Source organism: Burkholderia glumae LMG 2196 = ATCC 33617, from assembly GCF_000960995.1.
Taxonomy (GTDB): Bacteria; Pseudomonadota; Gammaproteobacteria; order Burkholderiales; family Burkholderiaceae; genus Burkholderia; species Burkholderia glumae.
In genome coordinates, this window is the sequence record NZ_CP009434.1 from 1197927 (window position 1) to 1219849 (window position 21923).

The following is a 21923-nucleotide window of genomic DNA, read 5'->3' on the forward strand; positions in this document are numbered from 1 at the left end:
ATGCCGTCCCGGTATCTGCGGCGGGGCGCGCCGCAATGCGAAACCCCCTCGCATCGTAGTCAGGGCCTGTAGCTCAGCGGTTAGAGCAGTCGACTCATAATCGATTGGTCGCGGGTTCGAACCCCGCCGGGCCCACCATTCCTCTCCCTATCGCATCCGATGCGTGTTTGTGCCGTTAAGCATAAAGTGTCCACCTGGACAGGTTATGCTTTATTTTCCGATAGGACGCATTTTGCTTTATCGGGAATCGGTGGTAGCGTGAAAACTTTGTTCGCGGCGTGCAGCCGCGAATGGGCGTAAAAAAGCCGGCGTGCGCGCCGGCTTTTTCGCTGTGAAGGGGGTGCGGGTGCCTAGCTCACGCCCAGCGCCTCCTTGACCTCCTGGAGCACGTCTATGACGCCGCGGATGCTGCCCAGAACCTCCTTGGGCACTCGAGCATTAAGCTCCCGCAGGTTGATGGCCTTGCCGTCGGCGATGATGTCCCGGCATGCCGCCTCGATGACGGTGCGGGCATTGACCAGGCTCTGTTCTTTCCGGCGCTGCATATATTGCCTCCAGCGTTCGGCAAGGACGCGCGCTTCCTTGTTCGCATTCTGGTACAGCAGCCTGGTATCGACGTCGAGGCGGCGTGCTGCCTCCGCTACGCTAATGATGGACGGCAGTCTGCTGAACGTGTGCAATTCGCTGCGAACCTTCTCCCAGTCGATTGAGCGGGCGGTCGCCCGTTTTGTCTCAGCGGGGAACAGCATCGCCAACTGGTGGATTTCTGCCGTGGACGGAGTCCAATCGTCCAAATTGCCCGTTAGCAACCGCTGGAGCGGCAATCCGGTCTGTGACGCGATGCGCAAATGTGCTGTTAACGCAGGAGCGCCGCCTTCCTTCAACCAGTGATGCACCGTAGTCTTGCTCAGGCCCAGACGCCGCGCAAAAACTGCTCCCTTTCCGTTGTCGACCTGGGTAACAAGCGTTTGTATCGCGTCAAGCATTCCTTGGCGGGCAGGCGGCGCTTCGAGTGACGCTTGAGCTTCCAGCATCGCCCCGACCTGAGTCGCCTTCCAGAGCTCCTCCGGAGAAGCAGGCGCAGGCGGCTCTCCATCGCCGAGAAAAGCCCCGCAGTGCGCGCACCAGCCGGGGACGACGTAGGCCGACTTGTGCCGCGCGTCAGCGCGTCCGCAATCCGGACAGATGTGCACCAGATCGACCTTGTGCTTGGCGCATACATTCACTGCCCCCACGTCCCATGCCAGGCGGAAATAAGGCGTTTTGCCGCTGTCCCGGTCCTCTGCGAAGCATGCCGGACACCAACGTGAGCGCGTCGCGGCCAGGCTGGTTTGAGCAATAACGTCACGCCATGGCAGCAGTGTGAGTCTGTCGAGTCGTTCGGCGCTCGTAAGAGCTGAGAGCGCGGCAGACCAGTTGCTTGCTGGTTCCCCGATGCCGCCGATGTTCCCCACGTGCCATTCGTGCTTCTCTGAAAGCTCCCAGCCAACAGTTTTGGCGACTTGCCGGCAAAGCGCCGCCACAGACACGCTATGCGACACGGCCAGCCGGCAGAAGTAGCTGAGCAGGCTTTCAACCTCGGGCGTGCCGAGGCCGATGGGTTCGAGAGCGTGCAGTGTCGAGCGTGGATTTGAAATCGTGTAACTCATGCGGCACTCCTTCTGCCAGCTGATGCCTGACGCTGCGGCCCACGCATGATGCGGGTGAGATCGGGATTGATGGCCTCCTCGCCGTCGAGGATTTCGGCCAATATCCGGTCGCGCTGTGCTTCGGTGAGCAGCGCTCGCCGTAGCGCGTCCTCTGACCAACGCCCGTCGGCTTCGGCCAGCCTGGCTGCTCGAGTGAGCACGCTGCTCAACGTACCGATGCAGCCTAGCGTGTTCTCGTGGAGCGCTTCTGCGTAACGTGTCAGTTCGCCGCGCCAGAGTTCAGGAAGCATCTTTTCGAATGCTTGGATGCAGGCGATGAACGTAAGCGCTCTTTGAAGGACGCCATTGCACGACGAGGCTGATTCACCGAGGCTACGTGTCCATGTTCAATGAGCGTGGACAGGTGTGCATGAACGAGCAACACGGAGGTTTGCAGAGCCGGTTGGTGGCCGATCGCAAGCGAGACGGACGGCGCAAGTACGACGAGGATGCGAAGCGCGAGTTGATACAGGCGTGTCTGAAGCCAGGGGTGTCGATCGCGCGGACGGCCATGGAGCACGACATCAATCCGAACCTCGTTCGGACGTGGATTTCCAAGTATCAGCGCGAACAAGCCGCGGGCGAGATAGCCAGCTCCGCGGCGGAGCCGTCACGAGAGGCTCGCGTCGAGTTGTCGACGGCTTCCGTGCCTGAGGAATCAGCCTTCATGCAGGTCGTCACCTCTGCGGCTGCCCCCACTCCGGCTAAATCGGCTGCGGTGTCCTCGCTGAAGGTGCACTTACCAAACGGCGTTTCCTTGGAGCTGAGCCAGGCGAACTTCGATGAACTGACGATGCTCGTCCAGATGCTCGGGAGGCTGCCGTGTTCCGGTTCGACGAAGGGCTGAAGGTCTACCTGCATCGCGATCCGGTCGACTTCCGCATGGGCATCAACGGGCTGTCGATCCTGGTCGAACAGGCGATGCGCCTGAACTCAATGACCTCGGCGCTGTTCGTCTTCGGCAACCGCCGTCGTGATCGAGTCAAGATCCTCGGCTGGGGCGGCAACGGTTTCTGGTTACTGCTCAAGCGACTCGAAGCCGACCGCTTCGTCTGGCCGAACGGTGGCGACACGATCACGATCAGCACCGAGCAGTTGCACTGGCTGCTCGACGGCATCGACCTGGCCGTGATCCAGAAGCATCCCCAGCGATATTACGCGCGGATGAGCTGAACACCACGCAGGTGGCGTGGTCTAATTGGCCATGCCGAACAGCCCCGTCATGCCGAGTGTTGAGCAATACCAGGCACTGCTCGCCGAACGCGATGCGCTGCGCGGTGAGCTTCGGCTCGTGACGGCTCAGCGCGATCTGGCCGAAGAGAAACTGCGGGCCTACAAGCACGAACTGTTCGGCGCCTCGAGCGAGGCGCGCCATGCCGACCAGCTCGGCCTGTTCAACGAAGCCGAGGCGCTGGCGACGACTGCCGACGCGCCCGCGCGCGAGGATATGCCCGGTACATCGGTCGCGGCCCACACGCGAGGCAAGCGCGGGCGCAAACCACTCGATCCGAATCTGCCGCGCGAGGTCGTGCGGCACGAGCTGCCCGAGTCCGAACGGTTCTGCGCCCATGACGGCCAGGCCCTCGTCGAGATCGGCGTGGAAACGAGCGAACAGCTCGACGTGATTCCCGAGCAAGTGCGCGTCGTTCAGCACCAGCGGGTCAAGTACGCGTGCCCATGCTGCGATCTCGGCATCAAGGTCACGCTGGCGCCGACGCGCATCATTCCGCGCGGGCTGCTCACGGAATCCGCGCTGGCGTGGATCATCACCGGCAAGTATCAGTACGGCATGCCGCTGTATCGTCAGGCCACACTGCTGCGTCGCTTCGGCGGTGACATCTCGTCGAATACGCTGGCCGCCAGCGTGGTGCGGGTAGGTCTGGCCACGCAGCCGGTGATCAACCTGATGCGCGACGCGCTGCTCGAATCGAACTTGATCTACGGCGACGAAACCACGTTCCAGGTGCTGAAGGAACCAGGACGAAGGCCGCAGACGAAGAGTTACCTGTGGGCGCAGGTCAACGGCTCGGGGCCGTCCGTGCGGATGTTCTCCTACTCGCCCGGGCGCGGTGCTCAACATGCGCAGAAGCTGTATGCCGGTGTACAGCCCGGCACTGCGCTGATGACGGATGGCTACGAGCTCTATAACGGCATCGCCCACGATCACCAGCTCGTGCATCTCGGATGCTGGGCACACGTGCGCCGCGGCTTCATCAAGGCCGAGGAGTCGGTGCCGAAGGCGGCACGCTCACCGGATCTGCTGGCCACACGCTTCGTGGCACTGATCGGCAAGCTGTTCGCGGCCGAGGCGCGCAGTGCGAAGTGGGAGTCTGAACGTCGGCGACGGCTGCGCGCCCGGTACAGCGCCCGCGTGCTCGTCATCATCGAGCGCATGCTAATCGAGCATCTGCCGGGCGTCGTGCCGTCGAGTTTGCTCGGCAAGGCATTGCAGTACATGAACGGACAGTGGCCCAAGCTGGTCCGCTACGTCGAGAACGGCAACTGGCCGATCTCGAACAACCTGTGCGAGAACGCGATAAGGCCGTTCGTCGTCGGCCGCAAGGGCTGGCTGTTCTCTGATACGGTCGCCGGTGCGCAGGCCAGTGCCAACCTGTACTCCCTCGTCGAGACGTGCAAGGCGAACGGCATCGAGCCGTATCGCTATCTGGTCTGGCTGTTCACCAGGTTGCCGCTCGCTGCAACCGCCGACGACTACGCCGATCTCATGCCTTGGAGAATGTCTGCTGGCCTCAACCGCTGAGGGGCGTCGTTAAAAGACCGCGTACCGATGAACGCTCGAACATCCTCGGGACGGTCCTGCCGATAGCGTTCGAAATGCAGGACATGCGAGCGTCGGGCGAGTTGGCCGGACAACGACATGAGTCGGTACAGGTCGTAGGAGCCGACCAACACCATCTGCGTGCCGCACTGGTTCACCAATGACTTCAGCGTATCAAGCTGAATCTCCAGCTTGGAACTGCCGCGCGTCTGGTGAATGATGTGAGCGGCTTCGTCAATGACGAGGAACTGGACTTGCCGCTCGCGCAGCCCACGTTCGACGGCCGTTCTCAGCGCCGCGAGGCTGTTGCCACTGGCGCCGCGCGGCCGGACCATGCGTCCAGACTGCTGGTCGATACCATAGGCCGCTTTCGGCGAGTCGAGGTCGTCGCCAAGCTGAGCGAGAATCTGCCGATAGAAAAGTCTCCACGAGAACTCGTTCTCACCAGAGGCAGGTGCCTCGACGAAGATGGCCGGAATCGTTCCGGCGTCGGCTTCCATTGCGGCGGAGGCGCGCTCAACTGCCGCCTCGACCATGTATCAGGCCAGCGTGGTCTTGCCGGCGCCAGTCGGGCCGCAAACGAGGAGCGTGCTGTCCTGGCTGCCGGGGTAAATCAAGGTTTCCAGTTCAGACATGACCTGCGCGATGCGCGGGTGTCTGATGCGCTTGCCGAGCAGCATGCTCGCCGAATTCGGAATCGGCGAAAGTGGTGCGGAGTGTTGTTTCATGAATCACCTCAAAACGTGTCAAGGTCGGGAATGTCGTCCCACGCTGCTGCCTCAGGCAGCGATTGGACCGGATTGGTTGGTGTCGATGACCTTGTCTCTGCCGGCGATTCGGCAGCGCTCGATGTTTCCTCGGTGAGGCTAAATCGGTGTAGCGGCGCGACGGGAGCAATGCTCGCGAACTGCAAACTGTTATACAGCGACTTGTTTTCAACCTGGCGCTCGAAGGCAACGGCCAACGCGCCCTCCGGCGTGAAGGTGCGCATGAATTCCTTGAGCCGTTGCGCATCCTGCTCGTCACTGACAGATGTGCGGTAGCGTCGGTCGTATTCCTGCGTCAGAGCTTTCCGTTCATTCTCGGTAAGTTGACCAAGGCCGTTCAGGCTCGGGCAAATAGCCTGAACCCATTGGTCCTTCACGCGTACATAGACGGACGATGCATCCCACGGGTCGTACCGGACTGGGAGTCGTTGACCAGCGACTTGGAACGACTGGAACGCAGGATTGTGGTAAAGCCTCTCGTTCACTTTTACGCCGCGCTGCGGATGAACTCGACGCAAGCCTTCTCGGTCAACCGGAGGGCATGTGGCAATCAGGAAATCGCGGTTGAACTGGATGTGCAGGTGTTCCCGCGAGCCGCTCTCGCGCAAGCCGCGCAGAAATGCTTCACGCGGGGACTCGCCTAGAACAGGATGCTGCTCCTGGTCGTAGTATTCCGTAGCCCAATACTCGACCCCGTAATAGAGTGGTTCGAGCGTCCACTCGGCGAGATTCTTGGGCAGATGCGAACCGGAAACCATCCGGACGTGCTTTGTGGCCTTCGTGTTGCCCGCGAGGCCGTGGATGTAGTCGACGTTCAGTCGCCCGAACATGCGCTCGAGTACCGTACCGTGACGTGGGTTGCCGGACGGACGAAAACGGAGATGACAACCCATCGCCTTGAGAAAGGACTTGAATGCGTCGGACCGGAAGTCGCTGCCGTTGTCCACAAAGACGAGTTCTGGCAGTCGTTTGAATCGCCGGACTATGTCACGAACCACCATCATCACGGAGTGGTACGACGGCGGGTCATAGCTCAGGAATATGCCGACAATACGCCGCGGATATGCGTCCACGGCGAGGGACAACCACGGCCTGCCGAGATTCTTGCTCGTGCGGCTGGAGATTAGTTCAATGTCCAGTTCAGTGTGGTCGATATGTACATACTGGAACGGTCGGCTGCCATGTATCGGCGTGTGGTAGTGCATGACATGTAGAAGTTCAGACTTGATCTGACAGTAAGGCCTTGCCAAGAGGCGGGGTTACCCGTTTTGATAGAGGTGCGAATCTTCATCAAAACAGCGCGCAAGCGCCAAGGAGTAACCCCGTGAGTAGTCTCAACCAAAATGTCATCCGCCACAAGATCGGTCTGCTGAATCTGGCCGCCGAGTTGGGCAACGTGTCGAAGGCCTGCAAGGTGATGGGGCTGTCGCGCGATACGTTCTACCGCTATCAGAACGCCGTGGCCGAGGGCGGCGTCGATGCCCTGTTCGACAGCAATCGGCGCAAGCCGAATCCCAAGAATCGAGTCGATGAAGCGACGGAAATCGCCGTGCTGGCCTATGCCATCGAGCAGCCCGCCCACGGGCAGGTTCGGGTCAGCAACGAATTACGCCGGCGCGGCATTTTCGTGTCTGCATCCAGCGTTCGTTCGATCTGGCTGCGTCACGCGTTGTCGTCCTTCAAGCTGAGGCTCGTGGCGCTGGAGAAGCAGGTCGCTGAAAAAGGCATCGTGCTGAGCGAGGACCAGGTGGCCGCGCTGGAAAGAAAGCAGGACGACGATGTGGCTCATGGCGAAATCGAAACCGCTCATCCCGGCTATTTGGGCTCGCAGGACACGTTCTACGTGGGCACGATCAAGGGCGTAGGCCGGATTTACCAGCAGACCTTCGTCGACACCTACAGCAAAGTGGCGATGGCCAAGCTGTACACGACCAAGACACCGATCACGGCGGCCGATCTGCTCAATGACCGGGTGTTGCCGTTCTTCGAGGAGCACGGCATGGGTGTGATCCGCATGCTGACCGATCGAGGCACGGAGTATTGCGGCAAGCCGGAATCGCACGATTATCAGCTGTACCTGGCGCTGAACGACATCGAGCACACCAAAACCAAGGCGCGACATCCGCAGACCAATGGCATCTGCGAGCGGTTCCATAAAACCATCCTGCAGGAGTTTTATCAGGTCGCGTTCCGCCACAAGCTCTATCTGACGCTGGCGGAACTGCAGGTCGATCTCGATACTTGGCTGATGTACTACAACGGCGAGCGAACGCATCAAGGTAAGATGTGTTGTGGTCGCACGCCTTTGCAAACGCTCATCGCGGGCAAGGAGGTGTGGAAGGAGAAAGTGAGCCACCTGAATCTGATCTGACAGTCACGCACCGTCGGAACGGGTAACTGTCAGATCGGGTCGCGACTTCTACACATGACATCCACAAACGCATCCTTCTGGTACGCCAGGCGTTTGCCCTCACGAATCCGGGTGTCATGGTTGGTTGTCTGCGATTTAATGTGCTTAATCAACGTCGGATACGACGGTGTCGTTACGTTTTCCTGCGAACACACCACTACAAGATGCCGATGACAGGTTTTGTAGTTAATCGCCTTGCTGTTTCTCCAGTGCTCGTCGATGACGCGGTCCATCAGGTCAATCTGCTCCTCACTCAGACGAGCGGTGCGGTTTCCGCGCGCAGCGATGTGAGGTACCAATGCCAGAATCTCATGGTCTCCATTGGCGCGTGCGATGGCCTGGCAGGTATTCCATCGCCGCAAGGTACGCGCGGAAACCGTAGCCGTCGCCGATTCCGAATGAAGCAACGTCTGGCGCCGAAGGGCTTCCGCGTATTCAGCCTCGGTATATCGGCTCAGACCGAGGTCGTTGGGAGCCGTAGCCTCGATGACTCGGATTCGATTTCGGTCGTGAGCGGCCAATAGCCAGTCACGCTGAAGCGCCATAGTCGTATGGTCCTGCCTGTTGCAGACAACGCTCTTTTCGCCGACCAGTGTGATGGTCAGTTCCTGACCTTCGAACTCGAACCTGGTGCCGACGGCGATGTGAAGCGCGAAGTGTTCGTAACCTGGCGGCGTTGCTCGATGTGAACCGCACCGGGAATCGTGGAGGCCGGTTGGTTTAAGGTAAGCGCGAATTTAAGCGCACCTAGAATTCCCGGATGAATGCGCGCAGGCTTGCGTCCGCAACCACAACTTGCGGACGCAACCTATGACAGAGAACGAAGTTGATTTCTTTCCGCTGCGGGTGACGGGCGTGACCGCCACCGGCAAGCGACGCTTTGATCCAGAGGGTAAGCGCAAGCTGATCGAGGCCTGTATGCAGCCAGGTGCGTCGATTGCCGGACTTGCGCTGAAGGCCGGCGTCAACGCGAACCAACTGCATAAATGGATTCACTTGCGCGAGCGTACGAGCGGGACTGCGCTGACGACAACTCGTAAGCCGGCGCCATCGGCATTCGTACCGGTCGTGACCGTCAACGACGTGATGTCCGTGGCGCAGCGCGCACCCGCGCCTGAATCGCCGAAGAAGAACCACTCGATAAGCTCCGCCGTGCAGGCTCGACTTTCGGCGCAGTTGCCCAATGGCGTGACGCTGCGACTCGAATGCGCAGCGCACGATGCCGCCCTCGTGCGAGCGATGATCGAAGCATTGGGAGTGCGCTAATGTTTCGGCTCGACGCCGAATTGCGGGTCTACTTGCACCGCGATGCGATTGATTTCCGAGCCGGCATCAACAGCCTCGTGATGCTGGTCGAGCAGTCGTTACAGCTCGATCCGTTCGCGCGAGCGATATTCGCGTTCCGCAATCGCAAGCGCAATCGGGTCAAGCTGCTGCTGTATGAGCGCACCGGCTTCTGGCTCATGTTAAAGCGTCTTGAAGCGGACCACTTCGTCTGGCCCCACCGAGAGCAAGCGGTGATCGAGTTGACGACCGAGCAGCTTCACTGGCTGCTCGACGGCATCGATATCGACGCCATGCAGCGACACCCGGCGCGCCGGTATCGTCATGCGAGTTGAAGGCGGCGCCAACTGATGTTGTCGGTAAACAACGCGCGCGACGGTTGTTGCCCATTTCCGTAAACCCACTGGGCGCGCCGCTCCGGTATGGTGAGCGGCATGGACGAACATGACTTCTCGCAATTGCCGTCGGCCGCTCAGGCCTATATCCGAGAACTGGAGGCGCGCAACCGACAACTAGGCGAACGCATCGCCCAGTTGGAGGAGCAGTTCCGCTTGGCGCAGAGCAAACGCTTCGCACCGAGCAGCGAGAAGCTGAAGGACCGCGTATTCGACGAGGCCGAGCAGATGGCTGCGGCAGCGCCATCGGAGGACCCCGACGACGACGCGTTCGCGTTGCCGGACACAGGGCTGCCCGCACCCGATGAGCCAGAGCGGGGCAAGCGAGGCCGCAAACCGTTGCCGGCCGAGCTGCCGCGCCAGCGCATTGAATACGATCTACCCGACGATGAGAAGGTCTGCCCCTGCTGCCGCAGCGCGATGCATCGCATGGGCGAAGAAGTCAGCGAGCAACTGCACTTCGAAGTGAAAGCCTCTGTGCTGCAGCACGTTCGCTTCAAGTACGCATGTCGCCACTGCGAGCGCAATGCCGAGAGCACGCCGATCGTGACCGCCCCGATGCCGGCGCAGCCGCTGCCGGGCAGCAATGCGAGCGCAGCGCTCATCGCCACCGTGACGGCGGGCAAATATGTCGATGGCACGCCGCTATACCGCATGGAGGATGCGCTCTCGCGCGCGAACATCGCGGTGGGCCGCGGCACGCTGGCCAACTGGATCATCCGGCCCGCTCAACTGCACTACAGCCGACTGTACGAGGCCTTGCGCCAAACGCTGCTATCGCAACAGTTGATTCACGGCGACGAGACGACGGTGCAGGTTCTCAAAGAACCGGGCAAGACCGCGCAAAGCACCTCGTATATGTGGGTCTATCGCAGTGCCGAGCAATGCGAGCAGCCGGTGGTGCTGTTCGACTACCAGCCAGGGCGCGGCCAAGAGTATCCGCAAGCGTTCCTGGCCGGATACACGGGCATGCTGATGAGTGACGGCTACGCTGCGTGGCGCACGCTCGACGCAGCGACGCACTTGGGCTGCCTTGCCCACGCCCGTAGGGCGTTCGTCGATGCGCTCAAAGGTCAGAAGAAGCCCGGTGGGCGTGCGGCACAGGCTCTTGAGTACTTCAAGGCGTTGTATCAGGTCGAGACGCTCGCCAAGGGCGGTCTGCCCGAAGGAGAAACCCGCGACGATTACACGTACCGATTACGCCAGGAACATAGCGTGCCGTTGCTCACTGCATTCAAGACCTGGCTGGACGAGCAGGCGCCACACGTGTTGCCCGAAAGTCTGCTGGGCAAGGCGATCAGCTATACGCGCAATCAATGGGAGTATCTGAGCCGCTACGTCATCGACGGCCGCGCCCCAATCGACAATAACGTTATCGAACGCGACATCAGGCCCTTCTGCACAGGCCGCAAATCTTGGCTGTTCAGCGACACGGTCGCTGGCGCGAAGGCGAGCGCAATGGTCTACAGTCTCATGCTCACGTGCCGCGCATGCAACGTCGAGCCGTATGCCTACCTGCTTCATGTGCTCACCGAACTGCCTCAGCGAGCCCCGGATGCCGACATCACGGACTTGCTGCCGTTCAACTTCGCGAAACGGCAAACGGCTACACCGCCGCCGCCTTGATCGATCGAGCGCATAGCTTCGGCCCGACCGTCAACGTGTGGCGAATTGAGCGCTTACGGTTTAAGTTAATGCAGGCACTTCAGCAGCATTTCTGAGTTGCCTGTAGTAGTTTGCCTCAGCTTCGGCAGGCGGGATATAGCCGAGCGGTTCCATCAGCCGATGATGGTTGTACCAGGCGACCCATTCCAGCGTTGCCAGTTCGACGGATTCCCTCGTTTTCCAAGGGGCGCGCCGATGAATCAGTTCAGTCTTGTAGAGACCGTTGATCGTTTCAGCCAGCGCGTTATCGTAGCTGTCGCCACGGCTGCCGACGGACGGCTCGATACCCGCCTCGGCCAAACGTTCGCTGTACCGAATGCTGACGTATTGAGCCCCCCTATCGGAGTGGTGTATCAAGGTCCCATCGTCGCCCGGTTGGCGCGCGTACAGCGCCTGTTCGAGCGCATCCAGAACGAAGTCCGTGCTCATCGACGAACTGACGCGCCAACCGACGATGCGACGGGCAAACACGTCGATCACGAACGCCACGTACAGCCAACCCTGCCATGTCGAGACATAGGTGAAGTCAGACACCCAAAGCTGATTTGGGCGCTCAGCCTTGAACTGCCGGTTGACCCGGTCCAGCGGGCGCGCAGCGCTCGTATCGGGATTCGTCGTGCGAACCCGCTTGCCGCGAACTGCGCCACGCAAGCCCTGCAGCTTCATCAGCCGCCCGACCGTGCAGCGTGCGACCACAATGCCCTCCCGGTTCATCTGCTTCCAGACCTTCGGCACACCGTAGACCTGCATGTTGGCCTGCCAGACACGCTTGATCTCGGGTTGCAGGACCTCATCGCGTTTGGCACGAGCGCAGCGTTTGGACGGATCACGAAGCCGCGCAGCATGGCGTCGGTAGCCCGACGGGGCAATCCGCAAGACCTTGCAGATCGGCTCGACCCCGAAGGTGTCGCGATGCTGATCAACGAAGGCTTTCAGGACTTGAATCGGCGGTCGAGCTCCGCCTGGGCGAAAAACGCGCTCGCCAGCTTGAGAATCTCGTTGGTACGGCGCAGTTCCTTGACCTCACGCTCCAGGGCCTTGATGCGTTCACGCTCGGCCGTGCTCACGCCATCACGTTCCCCACGATCGATCTCCTCGCGCTTGACCCAATCCAGCAGCGTCTGCGGCGTACAGCCGATCATCGGCGCAATCGATTCGACCGCCGCCCACATCGACGGATGTTCGCTACGCTGCTCACGTACCAGACGCACTGCGCGCTCCCGGACTTCCGGGGAAAACTTGGTTGCCTTCTTGTTCATGGCTCGATTCTCTCAAGAATCCGAGCCTCCACAAAATTCGGTGCGGTTCACTGCTTGATCCATTCAACGCGGGACATCTGCATTTCTCTATCATCAAGAAGCTCGCCACCAAGCCCACGATGGACATCGTGGTTCATCTCAGCACTGGCGATATCCAACGCAACATTGCGGCGGGCCTTGAAGCGGACCACTCGCCGCTGGATAACTTCGCTCCCGGCTGGCGTCACGTTGTGAAGAAACAGAGCTCAAAGCATGCAATGCGGGATGCTTTCGTCGGGCACTGGAGAGCCCTGGTGAGCAAGGCGGGGATGCACGTTTGTGACACGATGTACCCGGTCCGGAACAGCAAGGAGTCGACTATTTATTGGCTATGCCTTATTGCTCGACACCCGCTCGCGGATAAGTTGTGGCGTGAAGCATGTCAGCTGGAAACTCGAAGTCTCTTTTGACGTCGGAGCTGTCCGCGCCGGCGGCGCAAAGCTGACGCCAACTGGAATCCATCCGGCATACGGCGCACGCTGGTGGGCTTGTGCGGCAGTGTGACGATAAGGGTCTGCGGACACACCGCGTGCGAGACAACATACCGTCAGCGTTGCTGAGTATCGCGTGCCGATGCGCGACCTGCGCCCCACCGGATGCCGTGCGATCGGCGATGATGCATTTCGCGCGCCGTTGCATCTCGTCACCTGGCATGATTTGCAAAGCCCTGCCGCGTCGCACTTCCGTGAAGCGTTGCTGACATTTGTCCAGCATCACCCGCATCGCGAATAATTCTGAGAAGGGCAGGGCGGCCTGTGTAACAGTCCGTTCGAAGATCAGTTGACGGGCGCTAGCAGTCTTCTATCATCAACGCGTTGATAGGCATGCGCGTCCTTCATTCAAGGAGATTGGCAACTGGAGCAGCCCCCTGAAACGCCGGACACAGTCACCCACTTACAGTAACGGGTAGGCATACGACTGTGTTTTTGACTAACACCAAGCAAGAAGTGATGGAAGTATTGACGGGACCCGAGCGCCGGCGGCGGTGGTCGGTAGAAGAAAAAGTGTCGATGGTCAGGGAGACCTTCGAGCCGGGCAAGACGGTTTCGATGGTGGCGCGCCTGTACGGCGTGAATCCGAATCAGCTGTTTCATTGGCGCAAGCTCTACCAGGACGGCAGCCTCTCGGCAGTCAGTGCTGGCGAAGAAGTTGTGCCGGCGTCGGAACTGAGCGATGCCCTCAAGCAAATCCGTGAGCTTCAGCGACTGCTCGGCAAAAAGACCATGGAAAACGAAATTCTTCGTGAGGCGGTGGAGGTGGCGAAGTCGCGAAAATGGATTGCGCGCTCACCCTCATTGCCGGGGGACGAGCAGTGAAGCAGGTCTGCGACGTTCTCGGTGTAGCGCGCTCGAACATGGCGGCAAGGCTTGCAAGGCCGGCAGATTGGCTGGATGGACGTAGTGCCAGGAAGACGGACGATGCCGGACTGGTGGAAGAGATTCGGCAGACCGTCGCTGAGCTGCCGAGCTACGGCTACCGCCGCGTTTGGGGCATGTTGCGCCGCGAGCGGGAGCGCCGGGGTATCGCTCCCGTGAACGCCAAACGCGTGTATCGGGTGATGCGCGTTCACAGCTTGCTGCTACAACGCCGGCCCTCTCCACCACGGCCGCAGCGTCGGCACGATGGCAAGGTCGCAGTGGCTAAGAGGCCAGTTCAAAAACCCTGCTCAGTTCGTCTGAAGATGTTCCAACAGATGATCGAGCAGCCAAGTTTGAGGAATGCTTCGTGAATGTAGGCACTTCGCTCGAAGCGAGTGCGTAGGCGCCGGAAATTGTGGAGCCAGGAATGCGTACGTTCGACCACCCAACGATACTTGCCCAGACCACTGCCATGCTCGGTCCGGCGCTTGGCGATCACGGGCTTGATACCGCGTTCGCGCAACGCGTGACGATGTCGGGTGGAATCGTAGCCGCGATCGGCGTAGACGACGCCGGGCTTCTGAAGCGGTCGGCCACGAACGCCGCGAATGGGTGGAATCGCATCAACGAGCGGCAGCAACTGCGTGACGTTGTTGGTGTTCGCGCCAGTCAGGATCGCAACGAGAGGAACGCCGTTGGCGTCTACGAGGACGTGGTGCTTGGAACCGGGTCGCGCGCGATCGGTGGGGTTCGGGCCAGTTTTTCGCCCGCCCCAACGGCGCGCACGGACGACGAATCGACCGCAGCGTATGACAGATCGATTTGGCCGGCCGCACGCAACTTGTCGAGTAGCAACTCGTGCAGTTGGTCCCATACACCAGCCTTTTGCCAGTCGCTCAATCGCCGCCAGCATGTGGCGCCCGAGCCAAAGCCCAGACGAGTCGGCAAGTGGTTCCAACGAATTCCCGTTTTGAACACGAACAGGATGCCGTTGAGAGCCGCACGGTCGGACACGCGCGGGCGACCAGGATCGCTCTTCGCTCGAAGCTTCGCAGGTGGCAGCAATGGTTCGATCAGTATCCACAGTTCGTCGTCAATGATTGGCGCTTCCATCCTTGGACTTCCGTTGTTCTGATGCCCAAGGTTAACAGCTTGCCGAGGAAGTAAACAGCCCCTCTCGGGAGTTTTTGAACTGGCCTCTAAGGCAGCCGGCTCGAACCGCCGACGGCCGCATCGATGTGGTTCGCGCACCGTCCAAACCGACAATATCACGCCTCGACGGGCGATCATGCTGCATCCAGCAAGGCGGTGAGCCCTGTCCTCGGGCGGAAATTTCAGGAGCATGGGGTGAGGGGGAATGGAAATCCTTGAAGACCCACGAAGAAGAAATTTTTTAGAAAAAAAATCCTGAACGGATCGCTAGACTGTTTCGTGTCGGCGAGGGTGGGAGCCTTGGCACCTTTGCTTTCGCGCCGATGCCACCTGCGATGGAAAGTGACCCGGGAGGCCACGCGCTGCCGGCTCCCGGCATGACGCTGTGCGCGCCACGGCGGCATGGGCATATCGAGCCTTTTGGTCTTATGTATAGGAATGCGACGTGGGCGGTATCGAACGAGGTGACGGAAGCTAGCCGCTAGGCGGATGTCACCAAGAATCGTCGTGCGGTGCTGATCGACTTCCGAGCCGAATGGGCGGACCGTGTAAGGAACCAGCGCTCGAAAAGGTGGCGCGCAGCTTCGGCGAGCAGGTCGATATTGTCAAGGTGGACGTTGTCGTCGGTTCGTCCGATCCTGGCGAGTGCGCGGTCGCGCGGGCACCGCGACCGCCGGGGGCAAAGCCGCAACTGTCGATCTGTCGATCGTGGCGGACAAGGCCGTGTTGGGGAGCAAGGTGGTGGTGGGCGACGCGGCACTGAAGCTGCGTGATCAGGCTGCCGCGAGGCAGGGCGAACTGCTCGCCGTCACCATCAATGCGAATCAGCACGTGGGGCGATGTGGCCGCGATCCTCGCGGCGCCGCAGGGCGGCAGCCTGAACAAGATCAGTTTTGCGATGCAACCGAAGAAGGCCCCGCAATGATGATGAATCGAGCATTCCCGATCGACCGCGCGGAGGATCGGGACGCCAGGCGTCACTTTCCATCTGTCTGGAAACTGACCACGCCGTATTGGGCCACCAGGGAGGGCGCACTATCGGCGTTGGTGCTCGCCTTCGTGCTCGGCCTGGAGCGCAATCTATATCGCCCTCTGGTTGAATCGCTGGACTGGCACGTTCTACGACGCCGTGGGGAGCAGCAGGTTTCAGACACTGCCGTCGCTGCTATTGCAATTCCTGTTGATGTCGATAGCGGGCATCGTGCTGGCGATGTCCACCGAGGTGCTGCAGTCGATCGTCGAAATTCGCTGGCGCCGATGGTTGACTACCTGGCTGGCCGAACAATGGCTGGCAGCGCGCCGTGTTCGTGCCGCAGCGCAGCTACATCCGCGCCGGCACCTTGAAGGCAGCGATCGCCTACCCGCGCGAAGCCTTGGCCTACAGCGCCAGCAAATGTGCGGAAGTGCTGCGCGCCTGTGGCCTGGGCGCCTTTGCCGGATCGTTGCTCGATGCCGACCGCTGGAGCGACCGACTTTCCGGCGGCGAGCAGCAGCGCGTGGCGTTCGCGCGCGTGCTGCTGGCCCGCCCGTCGACGATCTTCCTCGACGAATGCACGTCGGCCCTCGATCCGCAGAGCGAGCGCCATCTCTACCAGCTGCTGATCGACCGGCTGCCTCATGCCACCGTCCTCAGCGTCGCGCATTGCAAGGAACTGCTGGCCTTTCATCAGCAGACCATCGATTTCTCGCCCAAGCCGCAAGCGGCGGCATGGGGAGGGCCGGCCGGCCCGGCGCCGTCCGCGTATCCTGCATGACCCCGCGATGGCGTCGCGACGATGCCGGTGGGTCGGTCGGGCAAGGCCCGACGAGATAGAACTTGTAAACAGGGAACTGAAATGAGCAGCTTGAAAAGTGTGACCGAAGCGAGCTTCGAGGCCGATGTGACGCTGAACAGCCGTCCGGTGCTGATCGACTTCTGGGCGGAATGGTGCGGGCCGTGCAAGGCGCTGGCGCCGACGCTCGAGAAAGTGGCGCGGAACTTCGAAGGCAAGGTCGACATCGTCAAGGTCAACGTCGACGAGCATCCTGGCCTGCGCGAGCGCTTTGGCGTGCGCGGCATCCCCGCGCTGGTGCTGATGAACGGTGCCAACGAGGCGGGCCGCATCGTGGGGAACCGCACCGCCACGCAGCTCGCGAGCTACCTGGATGCGCACCTGGGAACCGTGACGCAACTGGCGCGCCCGGAAGTGACGCTGTCCGCGTTCGGCGGCGATGCGCAGGCGAAAGCGGACCGTATCGCTCGATTGCGCGACTACCTCGAACGCAAGCAGGCCGATCCGAATACGCCCATGTGGCCGGAAAAGGTCACCGGTGCGCTCGCCTACGTGGCCGGCTCGTCCGATCCGGACGATTGCGCAGTCGCGCTGGGTATCCCGAGCGCCGTGGTCGAGGTCGTGAACTCGTTGTTTACCTATAGGGGAACCAATTTCAATGCTGCGCTGTTCGTGGCCGATTGGCTGGAAAGCGTACCGGTGGGCGCCGACCTTTCCAAGCTGCCGGGTCAGCTGCTGACTTCGATTCTGGCAGGCCCCATCGTCTCGGAAACCCTGAACGGGGAGCCGAGGTTGCTGGCGATTCGCGACGCGCTGGTTTCTCTCCACGCGGCCGAAACGAACGGCTCCCCGGTGGGTGACGCGAGCTGGGCGGAGCACAAGCAGGCTTGTCAGGCGGTGGCAGCCGGGCTCGGAGAGGGTAACGCCGCCAGGGCAGCCGCCGTGCTGGAGGTGGCCGCGTCCTCTGCGGCCAAGAATCCTGACATGTTGAGGGGCTTCGTGGCCGCTGTTTGCGGTTTCGTCCGGAAGTGCCGGCAGGCCGAGTGCAATTGGAGCCCGGAGGACGATTCCCGCTTTTCCAGCATCGCAAAAGGGATTTACAAGCATGCGATCGAGACCGGTGCCGAGCCTCCCATGGGCGATGCGATGCGTAAGCGGATAGCGGAAGTCGATCCGGAACTCGTGGCGCGCTTCAAGTTTCATTACGACGAAGGCTGGCGCAGCGCGCAGGAGCGCGGCACGGCGTTCGGCGACCTGCTGATCGCGCTCACCAGGCAGACTGAAGTGGCTTCGCCAGTTTAGACGGTGGGAAAGGCGCCGCGCTGCACCTATCACCGATGAGCGGCGTGCGGCTGGCGCCGGCGGCCGGCGACGCGGCGCTGCAGCCGCGCGCGCGGGCGCCGGCGTGGCGCCGCTCAAGGCGCTGCGCGTGCCGGCCGCGCTCGACGCTCGACCGGTTGAACTGGGCGCCCGTGCCGGCGCACCAGGCCGGGGTGAACACCGGCCTGCAGGCGGCCCACGCCTGGACCAGACCAACGCCGTGCGTGCGGCGCCGCGCGAGGCCTTCGTGCTGCGGCTCGCCTGCGCGACCACCCCCGCCAACGTGACAGCGCCCTTCGAAGCCGTACATCCCGAGGCGCCACTGATGCCGATGTGGCCGCGGCGGCGATCAAAGCGCGCCCGCGCGCGACCGATCGTGGGAAATTCAGCTCAGCCCGGGCGGCGCATACCCCATCGAGATCAACGCCGCCTGCACCGCCCCGAACAGCACGATCGCCGCCGCGCCGGCGATCCCCACCACGCGCTGCGCGGTCTGCAGCCGCGCCCGCAGGCGGATGCCGCGCCCCATGACGAAGCGGTTCGCGCCGATCGCGCCGAGGCCGAACAGCGTCACCGTCACGGCCACACCGGCGGCGATGGCGAATGCGGCCGCGATGCCGATCCACGGCGCGCGCGCCGTCACCGACGCGATCAGCACGAAGATCGAGCCGACGCAGGGCCGCACGCCCGAGGCGAAGCCGGTCGCGAGAATCTGCAGTGTCACCGTCCACGTCGACGGGTTGGCCACCATCGCGCGGCGCGATGAGCGGGCATGCACGCGCAGCTTCGCGCCGAGGTAGGCGGGTGTGTTGCCGTCGGATTCGCGTCCGATGTCGCGTGCGTCGGGCACGAGCCTGGCCGCGCCGGGTTCGACGCAGCAATCGCGGCGCGTCAGCGTGTTGTAGAGCATGAAGAGGCCGGCCATGCACAGCAGCAGGTAGCTGACGACGTCGAGCGACGCCGCGTTCGACAGCACGTTCGACATGCCCTCCTGCGCGAACCATGCCGCGCCGAACACCAGCACGATGGCGCTCATCGCCTGCACGGCCGCGCCCCAGCTTGCCAGGCCGATCGCCTGCGCCACGCGCGTGCGCCGCGAGCCGAGATAGGCGCCGGCCACCAGCTTGCCGTGCCCCGGCCCGATCGCATGCAGCATGCCGTAGGCGAACGACACGGCCAGCAGCGTCAGCCAGGCCCACGGCGAGGCGTCGCGCCGCAATTGCGCGGCGACGTCGGCGATGTGCGCGTTGAGCCTGCCCTGCCAGATCAGCGTGGTCACCAGCACCGTGCGCGCGAATTCCGGCAGCACCAGCGCGTGCCGCGCCTCGGGCTCGGGCGCGGGCGGCGCGGCTGGCGTGGCGGAGGCCGACGAGGCCGGCCGGATCGGCTGGCCGAACACGTCGACGGTGGGCGCGGCAGCGCACGACGGCGTCGCGCAGCCGATGCCCGCGAGGGCCACGCAGCACGCAAGGAAAAAAGCCAGCGCGGGCCGCGAAAAATTCAGCATGACAAGGCAAATGCCTGCGGTAGATAGAGGCCGTTGAAGATGGGATGCGCGCGATCCTGGAACGCCTTCGCGGTGCAGGTGGCGGCGGGACGGCCTTCCAGCGTCACGGGCGTCGTGCCGTTCGGTTCGTAATCCACGAAGAAGGAGTCGTCCCAGATGCCGAGCGACACCTTGCGCGCGCTGCTGGCATCCACCGGTGCCTTGAGCGGCAGCGTAAACGTGTAAACAAGCTTGCCGTGATCGATCGACACGCGAAAGCCGGTCGGCTCGCCGAACGGCTGCGCTTCGCCGTTGACGAACAGGTGGCTGAAATACTGCGCGCCCTCGAGCGAGGAAAACGCCTGCTTGCGGAAGATTTCGGTTTGCCTGGCATCGAGCGGCCCGTTATCGGGCAACGTGTCGATGCCGACGATCTGCACCGGGAAGCCTGCCGAGAAACGCCAGGTTTCGGCGATGGCGGTCACGGCCGTGCCCTGCATCTGCACGCGCGCCGCATACCGGATCCACACATGCGGGTGTGCGGCGGCCGCGACCGACAAGACCAGGGCCGCGGCTCCGGCGAGCCGCCTGACGACAGTAAGATTGCACATCGCTTTCGATTGTTGGTTCCGGCAGGCCGAGGCGCCGCGCCTCGCTGCGCGCGACGACGCGAGTATAGCGGGGCTTCGGCCGAAAGCGGCGCGGGTGTTGAAATCCGTGAACGTTGCCGGCGGCTGCGATCGTGCTGCTGATACCGCCTGCACCACGCTGTCTCGGAGCACCGCAGTCGAGATGCGCCGCCCGACTGCCGAGTGCTGCTTCGTCAAAGGGCCGAGGCGTTCAGGATACGCGGTGCCTTGCCGATGAGTCCGTCGCTGGCGGCCGGCACGGACCGGATCAGCAGCAAGCGCCGCCGAAGCCTGTCGCTTGCCGCTATCGTTCAATCCAGGTTGGCAGGCCGTTGAAGACGATGTTTGCCTGGTCACGGCCGAGAGATTGCCACCGCCTGCTATCGCGCCCCTTCAGGGCGATCACCCCGGGGGGACGACTCGGATTGGGCGCGATCCTATCCGGGCGCCCGTATTCTCATCAATGGCCACCGGCTTGATTTCCGTCCCGGCCTCGGCATCGAGGAAGCGTACCAGGTCACCGCCGCCGCGGTGCTGGCGTCCCCACGCGCCAATCATGAACAGCACCGGCAAGACGTCACGTCCACCCGCGGTCAGAACATATTCCTCTCGCGGCGGGTTCTCGGAGTAGAGCCGCTTCTCCAGCATGTCTTCCTCCGTCAGCTTCGCCAGCCGGCGGGAAAGAATCGTCGGAGCAATGCCGAGGCTTTTGCGGAACTGGTCGAAGCGGGTCAGCCCGGCATGGGCGTCCCGCAGGATCAACAGACTCCAGGCGTCGCCGAACACCGCCAGGCTGCGCGCGATCGGGCAGGGCTCGGCACAGGGAATTTCCTTGTCCATACTGTTTCGATAGTTACTGTGTTAGGATGGTCGATATCGATTCGATAGTAACACCTTCGACACATGGCCTCCCCACGATCTGGAGAATGGATGATGAGCAAGAACGACATGCGTGTCGCCGTGGTAACCGGGGCCTCCTCCGGCATTGGGCGGGCCACGGCCCTGGCACTCCGGCAGGCGGGCTACCGCGTATTTGGGACCAGCCGCAAGGCACCTTCCGCAAGCGCCGACGGCATCACGATGCTGAGGTGCGACGTGACCGACGACGATTCCGTGCAGAAGATGGTTGCCGAGGTATTGGCGGCCGCCGGGCAGATCGACCTGCTGGTCAACAACGCAGGCATCGGCCTGTTCGGTGCCGCCGAAGAGTCGTCTGCCGCGCAGGCCCGCGCGCTCTTCGACGTGAATTTTTTCGGTGTGCTGCGCATCATCAACGCCGTGCTGCCGCAGATGCGCCGCCGACAGCAGGGGCGCATCGTCAACATCAGTTCCGTGCTGGGTCTGATTCCATCCCCCTACAGCGCCCTGTACGCCTCGACGAAGCACGCCGTGGAAGGCTATTCCGAATCGCTGGACCATGAGTTGCGCACCCATGGCATCCGCGTCGTGCTGGTGGAACCCGCCGTGACCCGCACCTCGTTCGAAGAAAACACGATCAAGCCGGACCGCGAACTGCCCGTCTACGATTCGGATCGCGCCCGGATCCATGCTCAGTTACCGGCCATGATGGCAGCGGGTGACGCTCCCGAGGTCGTCGCCGCCACGGTGCTGAAAGCGGCGACGGAGATCGCGCCGAAGCGGCGATACACGGCAGGCAAACAGGCCGGTCAAGTACGCTTTCTGCGCCGCTATCTGCCCGAGTCCCTGGTCGACAAAGCCATTCGTAAATTCAATCGATTGCCGGCATAGGCGAGCGAAGGCGGCGAAGTGCGCTCCCGAGGTCCTCGCCGAATGCTTCGGTATCCGTAGCAGTGCCGAGAGTAAGCCCGCAAGGGCTACCAGCCGGTAGAGCCGGCCCGGGGTCGTGGGCCGGTGCCGGTATCGACGGCCTGGATCGTGCCGCGGGCCTCACCCGCGCCG

At 62.4% G+C, this 21923-nt stretch carries 23 protein-coding genes, 1 tRNA gene, 2 pseudogenes and 1 other annotated feature; of the genes and pseudogenes, 15 read left to right on the forward strand and 11 right to left on the reverse strand.

The window, feature by feature from the left end; genetic code table 11:
• Positions 1-62: 62 nt before the first annotated feature.
• A tRNA-Ile gene (locus tag KS03_RS06455) sits at positions 63-138 on the forward strand.
• Positions 139-350: 212 nt separating this feature from the next.
• Here KS03_RS06455 and KS03_RS06460 read toward each other — a convergent pair.
• Together KS03_RS06460 and KS03_RS31045 are read right to left on the reverse strand one after the other, a co-directional pair.
• The gene (locus tag KS03_RS06460) at positions 351-1649 is read right to left on the reverse strand and encodes a TniQ family protein (RefSeq protein WP_015877615.1); all 1299 of its coding nucleotides are present in this window, start codon (positions 1647-1649) and stop codon (positions 351-353) included.
• Positions 1646-1939 (reverse strand): hypothetical protein, encoded by a 294-nt coding sequence (locus KS03_RS31045; protein ID WP_017432261.1) that lies wholly within the window; start codon positions 1937-1939, stop codon positions 1646-1648. Before KS03_RS31045 ends, KS03_RS06460 begins: the two co-directional genes overlap by 4 nt.
• A gap of 119 nt (positions 1940-2058) precedes the next feature.
• On the opposite strand from KS03_RS31045, the gene tnpA (KS03_RS06465) reads away from it, so the two are divergent.
• From tnpA (KS03_RS06465) to tnpC (KS03_RS06475), 3 genes are read left to right on the forward strand one after another with little or no spacing between them, the layout of a single operon-like run.
• Positions 2059-2535, forward strand: a complete 477-nt coding sequence (gene tnpA / locus KS03_RS06465; protein WP_012734051.1) for an IS66-like element accessory protein TnpA — start codon at positions 2059-2061, stop codon at positions 2533-2535.
• Positions 2511-2861: an IS66 family insertion sequence element accessory protein TnpB gene (tnpB, locus tag KS03_RS06470; RefSeq protein ID WP_012732753.1), complete on the forward strand. Its 351-nt coding sequence runs from the start codon at positions 2511-2513 to the stop codon at positions 2859-2861. Before tnpA (KS03_RS06465) ends, tnpB (KS03_RS06470) begins: the two co-directional genes overlap by 25 nt.
• Before the next feature lie 31 nt (positions 2862-2892).
• Complete coding sequence (tnpC, locus tag KS03_RS06475; RefSeq protein WP_012732752.1) at positions 2893-4449, forward strand: IS66 family transposase; 1557 nt, start codon at positions 2893-2895, stop codon at positions 4447-4449.
• Here the strand turns inward: tnpC (KS03_RS06475) and KS03_RS06480 are convergent.
• The 3 genes from KS03_RS06480 to KS03_RS06485 are packed head-to-tail and all read right to left on the reverse strand — an operon-like array spanning position 4401 to position 6439.
• Positions 4401-5003, reverse strand: a complete 603-nt coding sequence (locus tag KS03_RS06480) for an AAA family ATPase (RefSeq protein WP_017432184.1) — start codon at positions 5001-5003, stop codon at positions 4401-4403. The genes tnpC (KS03_RS06475) and KS03_RS06480 overlap by 49 nt on opposite strands.
• A 3-nt stretch (positions 5004-5006) precedes the next feature.
• Positions 5007-5195, reverse strand: a complete 189-nt coding sequence (locus KS03_RS32660; RefSeq protein ID WP_015877614.1) for a P-loop NTPase family protein — start codon at positions 5193-5195, stop codon at positions 5007-5009.
• Positions 5196-5203: 8 nt separating this feature from the next.
• On the reverse strand, positions 5204-6439 hold the full coding sequence (locus KS03_RS06485) for a Mu transposase C-terminal domain-containing protein (RefSeq protein WP_017432186.1): 1236 nt from the start codon (positions 6437-6439) through the stop codon (positions 5204-5206).
• Between the two features lie 119 nt (positions 6440-6558).
• On the opposite strand from KS03_RS06485, the gene KS03_RS06490 reads away from it, so the two are divergent.
• Positions 6559-7605, forward strand: a complete 1047-nt coding sequence (locus tag KS03_RS06490; RefSeq protein ID WP_015877613.1) for an IS481 family transposase — start codon at positions 6559-6561, stop codon at positions 7603-7605.
• A 29-nt stretch (positions 7606-7634) separates the two neighbouring features.
• On the opposite strand, the gene KS03_RS31050 is transcribed toward KS03_RS06490, so the two are convergent.
• Positions 7635-8189, reverse strand: coding sequence for a hypothetical protein (locus KS03_RS31050; RefSeq protein ID WP_127913895.1), 555 nt, complete (start codon positions 8187-8189; stop codon positions 7635-7637).
• Positions 8190-8454: 265 nt separating this feature from the next.
• Between KS03_RS31050 and tnpA (KS03_RS06495) the strand changes: the two genes are divergently transcribed.
• The 3 genes from tnpA (KS03_RS06495) (at position 8455) to tnpC (KS03_RS06505) (ending at position 10949) form a co-directional block, all read left to right on the forward strand.
• Positions 8455-8910, forward strand: coding sequence for an IS66-like element accessory protein TnpA (tnpA, locus tag KS03_RS06495; protein WP_012732735.1), 456 nt, complete (start codon positions 8455-8457; stop codon positions 8908-8910).
• Positions 8910-9263, forward strand: a complete 354-nt coding sequence (gene tnpB, locus KS03_RS06500) for an IS66 family insertion sequence element accessory protein TnpB (RefSeq protein WP_012732734.1) — start codon at positions 8910-8912, stop codon at positions 9261-9263. The genes tnpA (KS03_RS06495) and tnpB (KS03_RS06500) overlap by 1 nt, the downstream gene beginning before the upstream one ends.
• A 99-nt stretch (positions 9264-9362) precedes the next feature.
• On the forward strand, positions 9363-10949 hold the full coding sequence (gene tnpC, locus KS03_RS06505; protein ID WP_012732733.1) for an IS66 family transposase: 1587 nt from the start codon (positions 9363-9365) through the stop codon (positions 10947-10949).
• Between the two features lie 60 nt (positions 10950-11009).
• Here tnpC (KS03_RS06505) and KS03_RS06510 read toward each other — a convergent pair.
• Positions 11010-12247, reverse strand: a protein-coding gene (locus tag KS03_RS06510) for an IS3-like element IS1416 family transposase (RefSeq protein WP_088499505.1) whose coding sequence is annotated in 2 segments (ribosomal slippage) — positions 11010-11956 and positions 11956-12247 — 1239 coding nt in all. Because the reading frame shifts where the segments join, the coding sequence is not laid out codon by codon here.
• Positions 11850-11966: a sequence feature (AL1L pseudoknot), on the reverse strand. Its footprint overlaps the gene before it by 117 nt.
• Here KS03_RS06510 and tcmP point away from each other — a divergent pair.
• From tcmP to KS03_RS31060, 3 genes and pseudogenes are all read left to right on the forward strand, one after another.
• Positions 12232-12696, forward strand: a complete 465-nt coding sequence (gene tcmP / locus KS03_RS29635; protein WP_232252141.1) for a three-Cys-motif partner protein TcmP — start codon at positions 12232-12234, stop codon at positions 12694-12696. The two genes, KS03_RS06510 and tcmP, sit on opposite strands and share 16 nt — an antisense overlap.
• 163 nt (positions 12697-12859) lie before the next feature.
• On the forward strand, positions 12860-13018 hold the full coding sequence (locus KS03_RS31055; RefSeq protein WP_230674592.1) for a type 2 periplasmic-binding domain-containing protein: 159 nt from the start codon (positions 12860-12862) through the stop codon (positions 13016-13018).
• A 218-nt stretch (positions 13019-13236) separates the two neighbouring features.
• Positions 13237-13955: pseudogene (locus tag KS03_RS31060) on the forward strand (transposase); the annotation flags it as partial.
• Here KS03_RS31060 and KS03_RS29645 read toward each other — a convergent pair.
• A protein-coding gene (locus KS03_RS29645) for an IS5-like element ISBugl2 family transposase (RefSeq protein WP_085962427.1) occupies positions 13940-14757 on the reverse strand; the annotation gives its coding sequence in 2 pieces (ribosomal slippage) (positions 13940-14409 and positions 14409-14757; 819 coding nt in all). The pseudogene KS03_RS31060 and the gene KS03_RS29645 overlap by 16 nt on opposite strands.
• A 1135-nt stretch (positions 14758-15892) precedes the next feature.
• Between KS03_RS29645 and KS03_RS32665 the strand changes: the two are divergent.
• From KS03_RS32665 to trxA, 3 genes and pseudogenes are all read left to right on the forward strand, one after another.
• Positions 15893-16057, forward strand: a pseudogene (locus tag KS03_RS32665) (hypothetical protein); the annotation flags it as partial.
• 40 nt (positions 16058-16097) lie between these two features.
• Complete coding sequence (locus KS03_RS32670; RefSeq protein WP_050811451.1) at positions 16098-16550, forward strand: ATP-binding cassette domain-containing protein; 453 nt, start codon at positions 16098-16100, stop codon at positions 16548-16550.
• A gap of 81 nt (positions 16551-16631) precedes the next feature.
• Positions 16632-17870 carry a thioredoxin gene (trxA, locus tag KS03_RS06535; RefSeq protein WP_015877611.1) on the forward strand — a complete coding sequence of 413 codons (1239 nt, stop codon included), beginning with the start codon at positions 16632-16634 and terminating at the stop codon, positions 17868-17870.
• A gap of 403 nt (positions 17871-18273) precedes the next feature.
• Here trxA and KS03_RS06540 read toward each other — a convergent pair whose 3' ends face one another.
• The 3 genes from KS03_RS06540 to KS03_RS06550 all read right to left on the reverse strand — a co-directional run bounded on the left by KS03_RS06540 (position 18274) and on the right by KS03_RS06550 (position 20843).
• Positions 18274-19395 (reverse strand): nickel/cobalt transporter, encoded by a 1122-nt coding sequence (locus KS03_RS06540; protein WP_015877610.1) that lies wholly within the window; start codon positions 19393-19395, stop codon positions 18274-18276.
• Positions 19389-20201 (reverse strand): DUF1007 family protein, encoded by an 813-nt coding sequence (locus KS03_RS06545; protein ID WP_232252142.1) that lies wholly within the window; start codon positions 20199-20201, stop codon positions 19389-19391. The genes KS03_RS06540 and KS03_RS06545 overlap by 7 nt, the downstream gene beginning before the upstream one ends.
• A 204-nt stretch (positions 20202-20405) precedes the next feature.
• Entirely contained in the window at positions 20406-20843 is a 438-nt protein-coding gene (locus KS03_RS06550; RefSeq protein ID WP_015877608.1) for a winged helix-turn-helix transcriptional regulator, read from the reverse strand.
• 93 nt (positions 20844-20936) lie between these two features.
• Here KS03_RS06550 and KS03_RS06555 point away from each other — a divergent pair, with 93 nt between their 5' ends.
• Positions 20937-21752 (forward strand): oxidoreductase, encoded by an 816-nt coding sequence (locus KS03_RS06555; RefSeq protein WP_035977649.1) that lies wholly within the window; start codon positions 20937-20939, stop codon positions 21750-21752.
• The last annotated feature ends 171 nt before the right edge of the window (positions 21753-21923 follow it).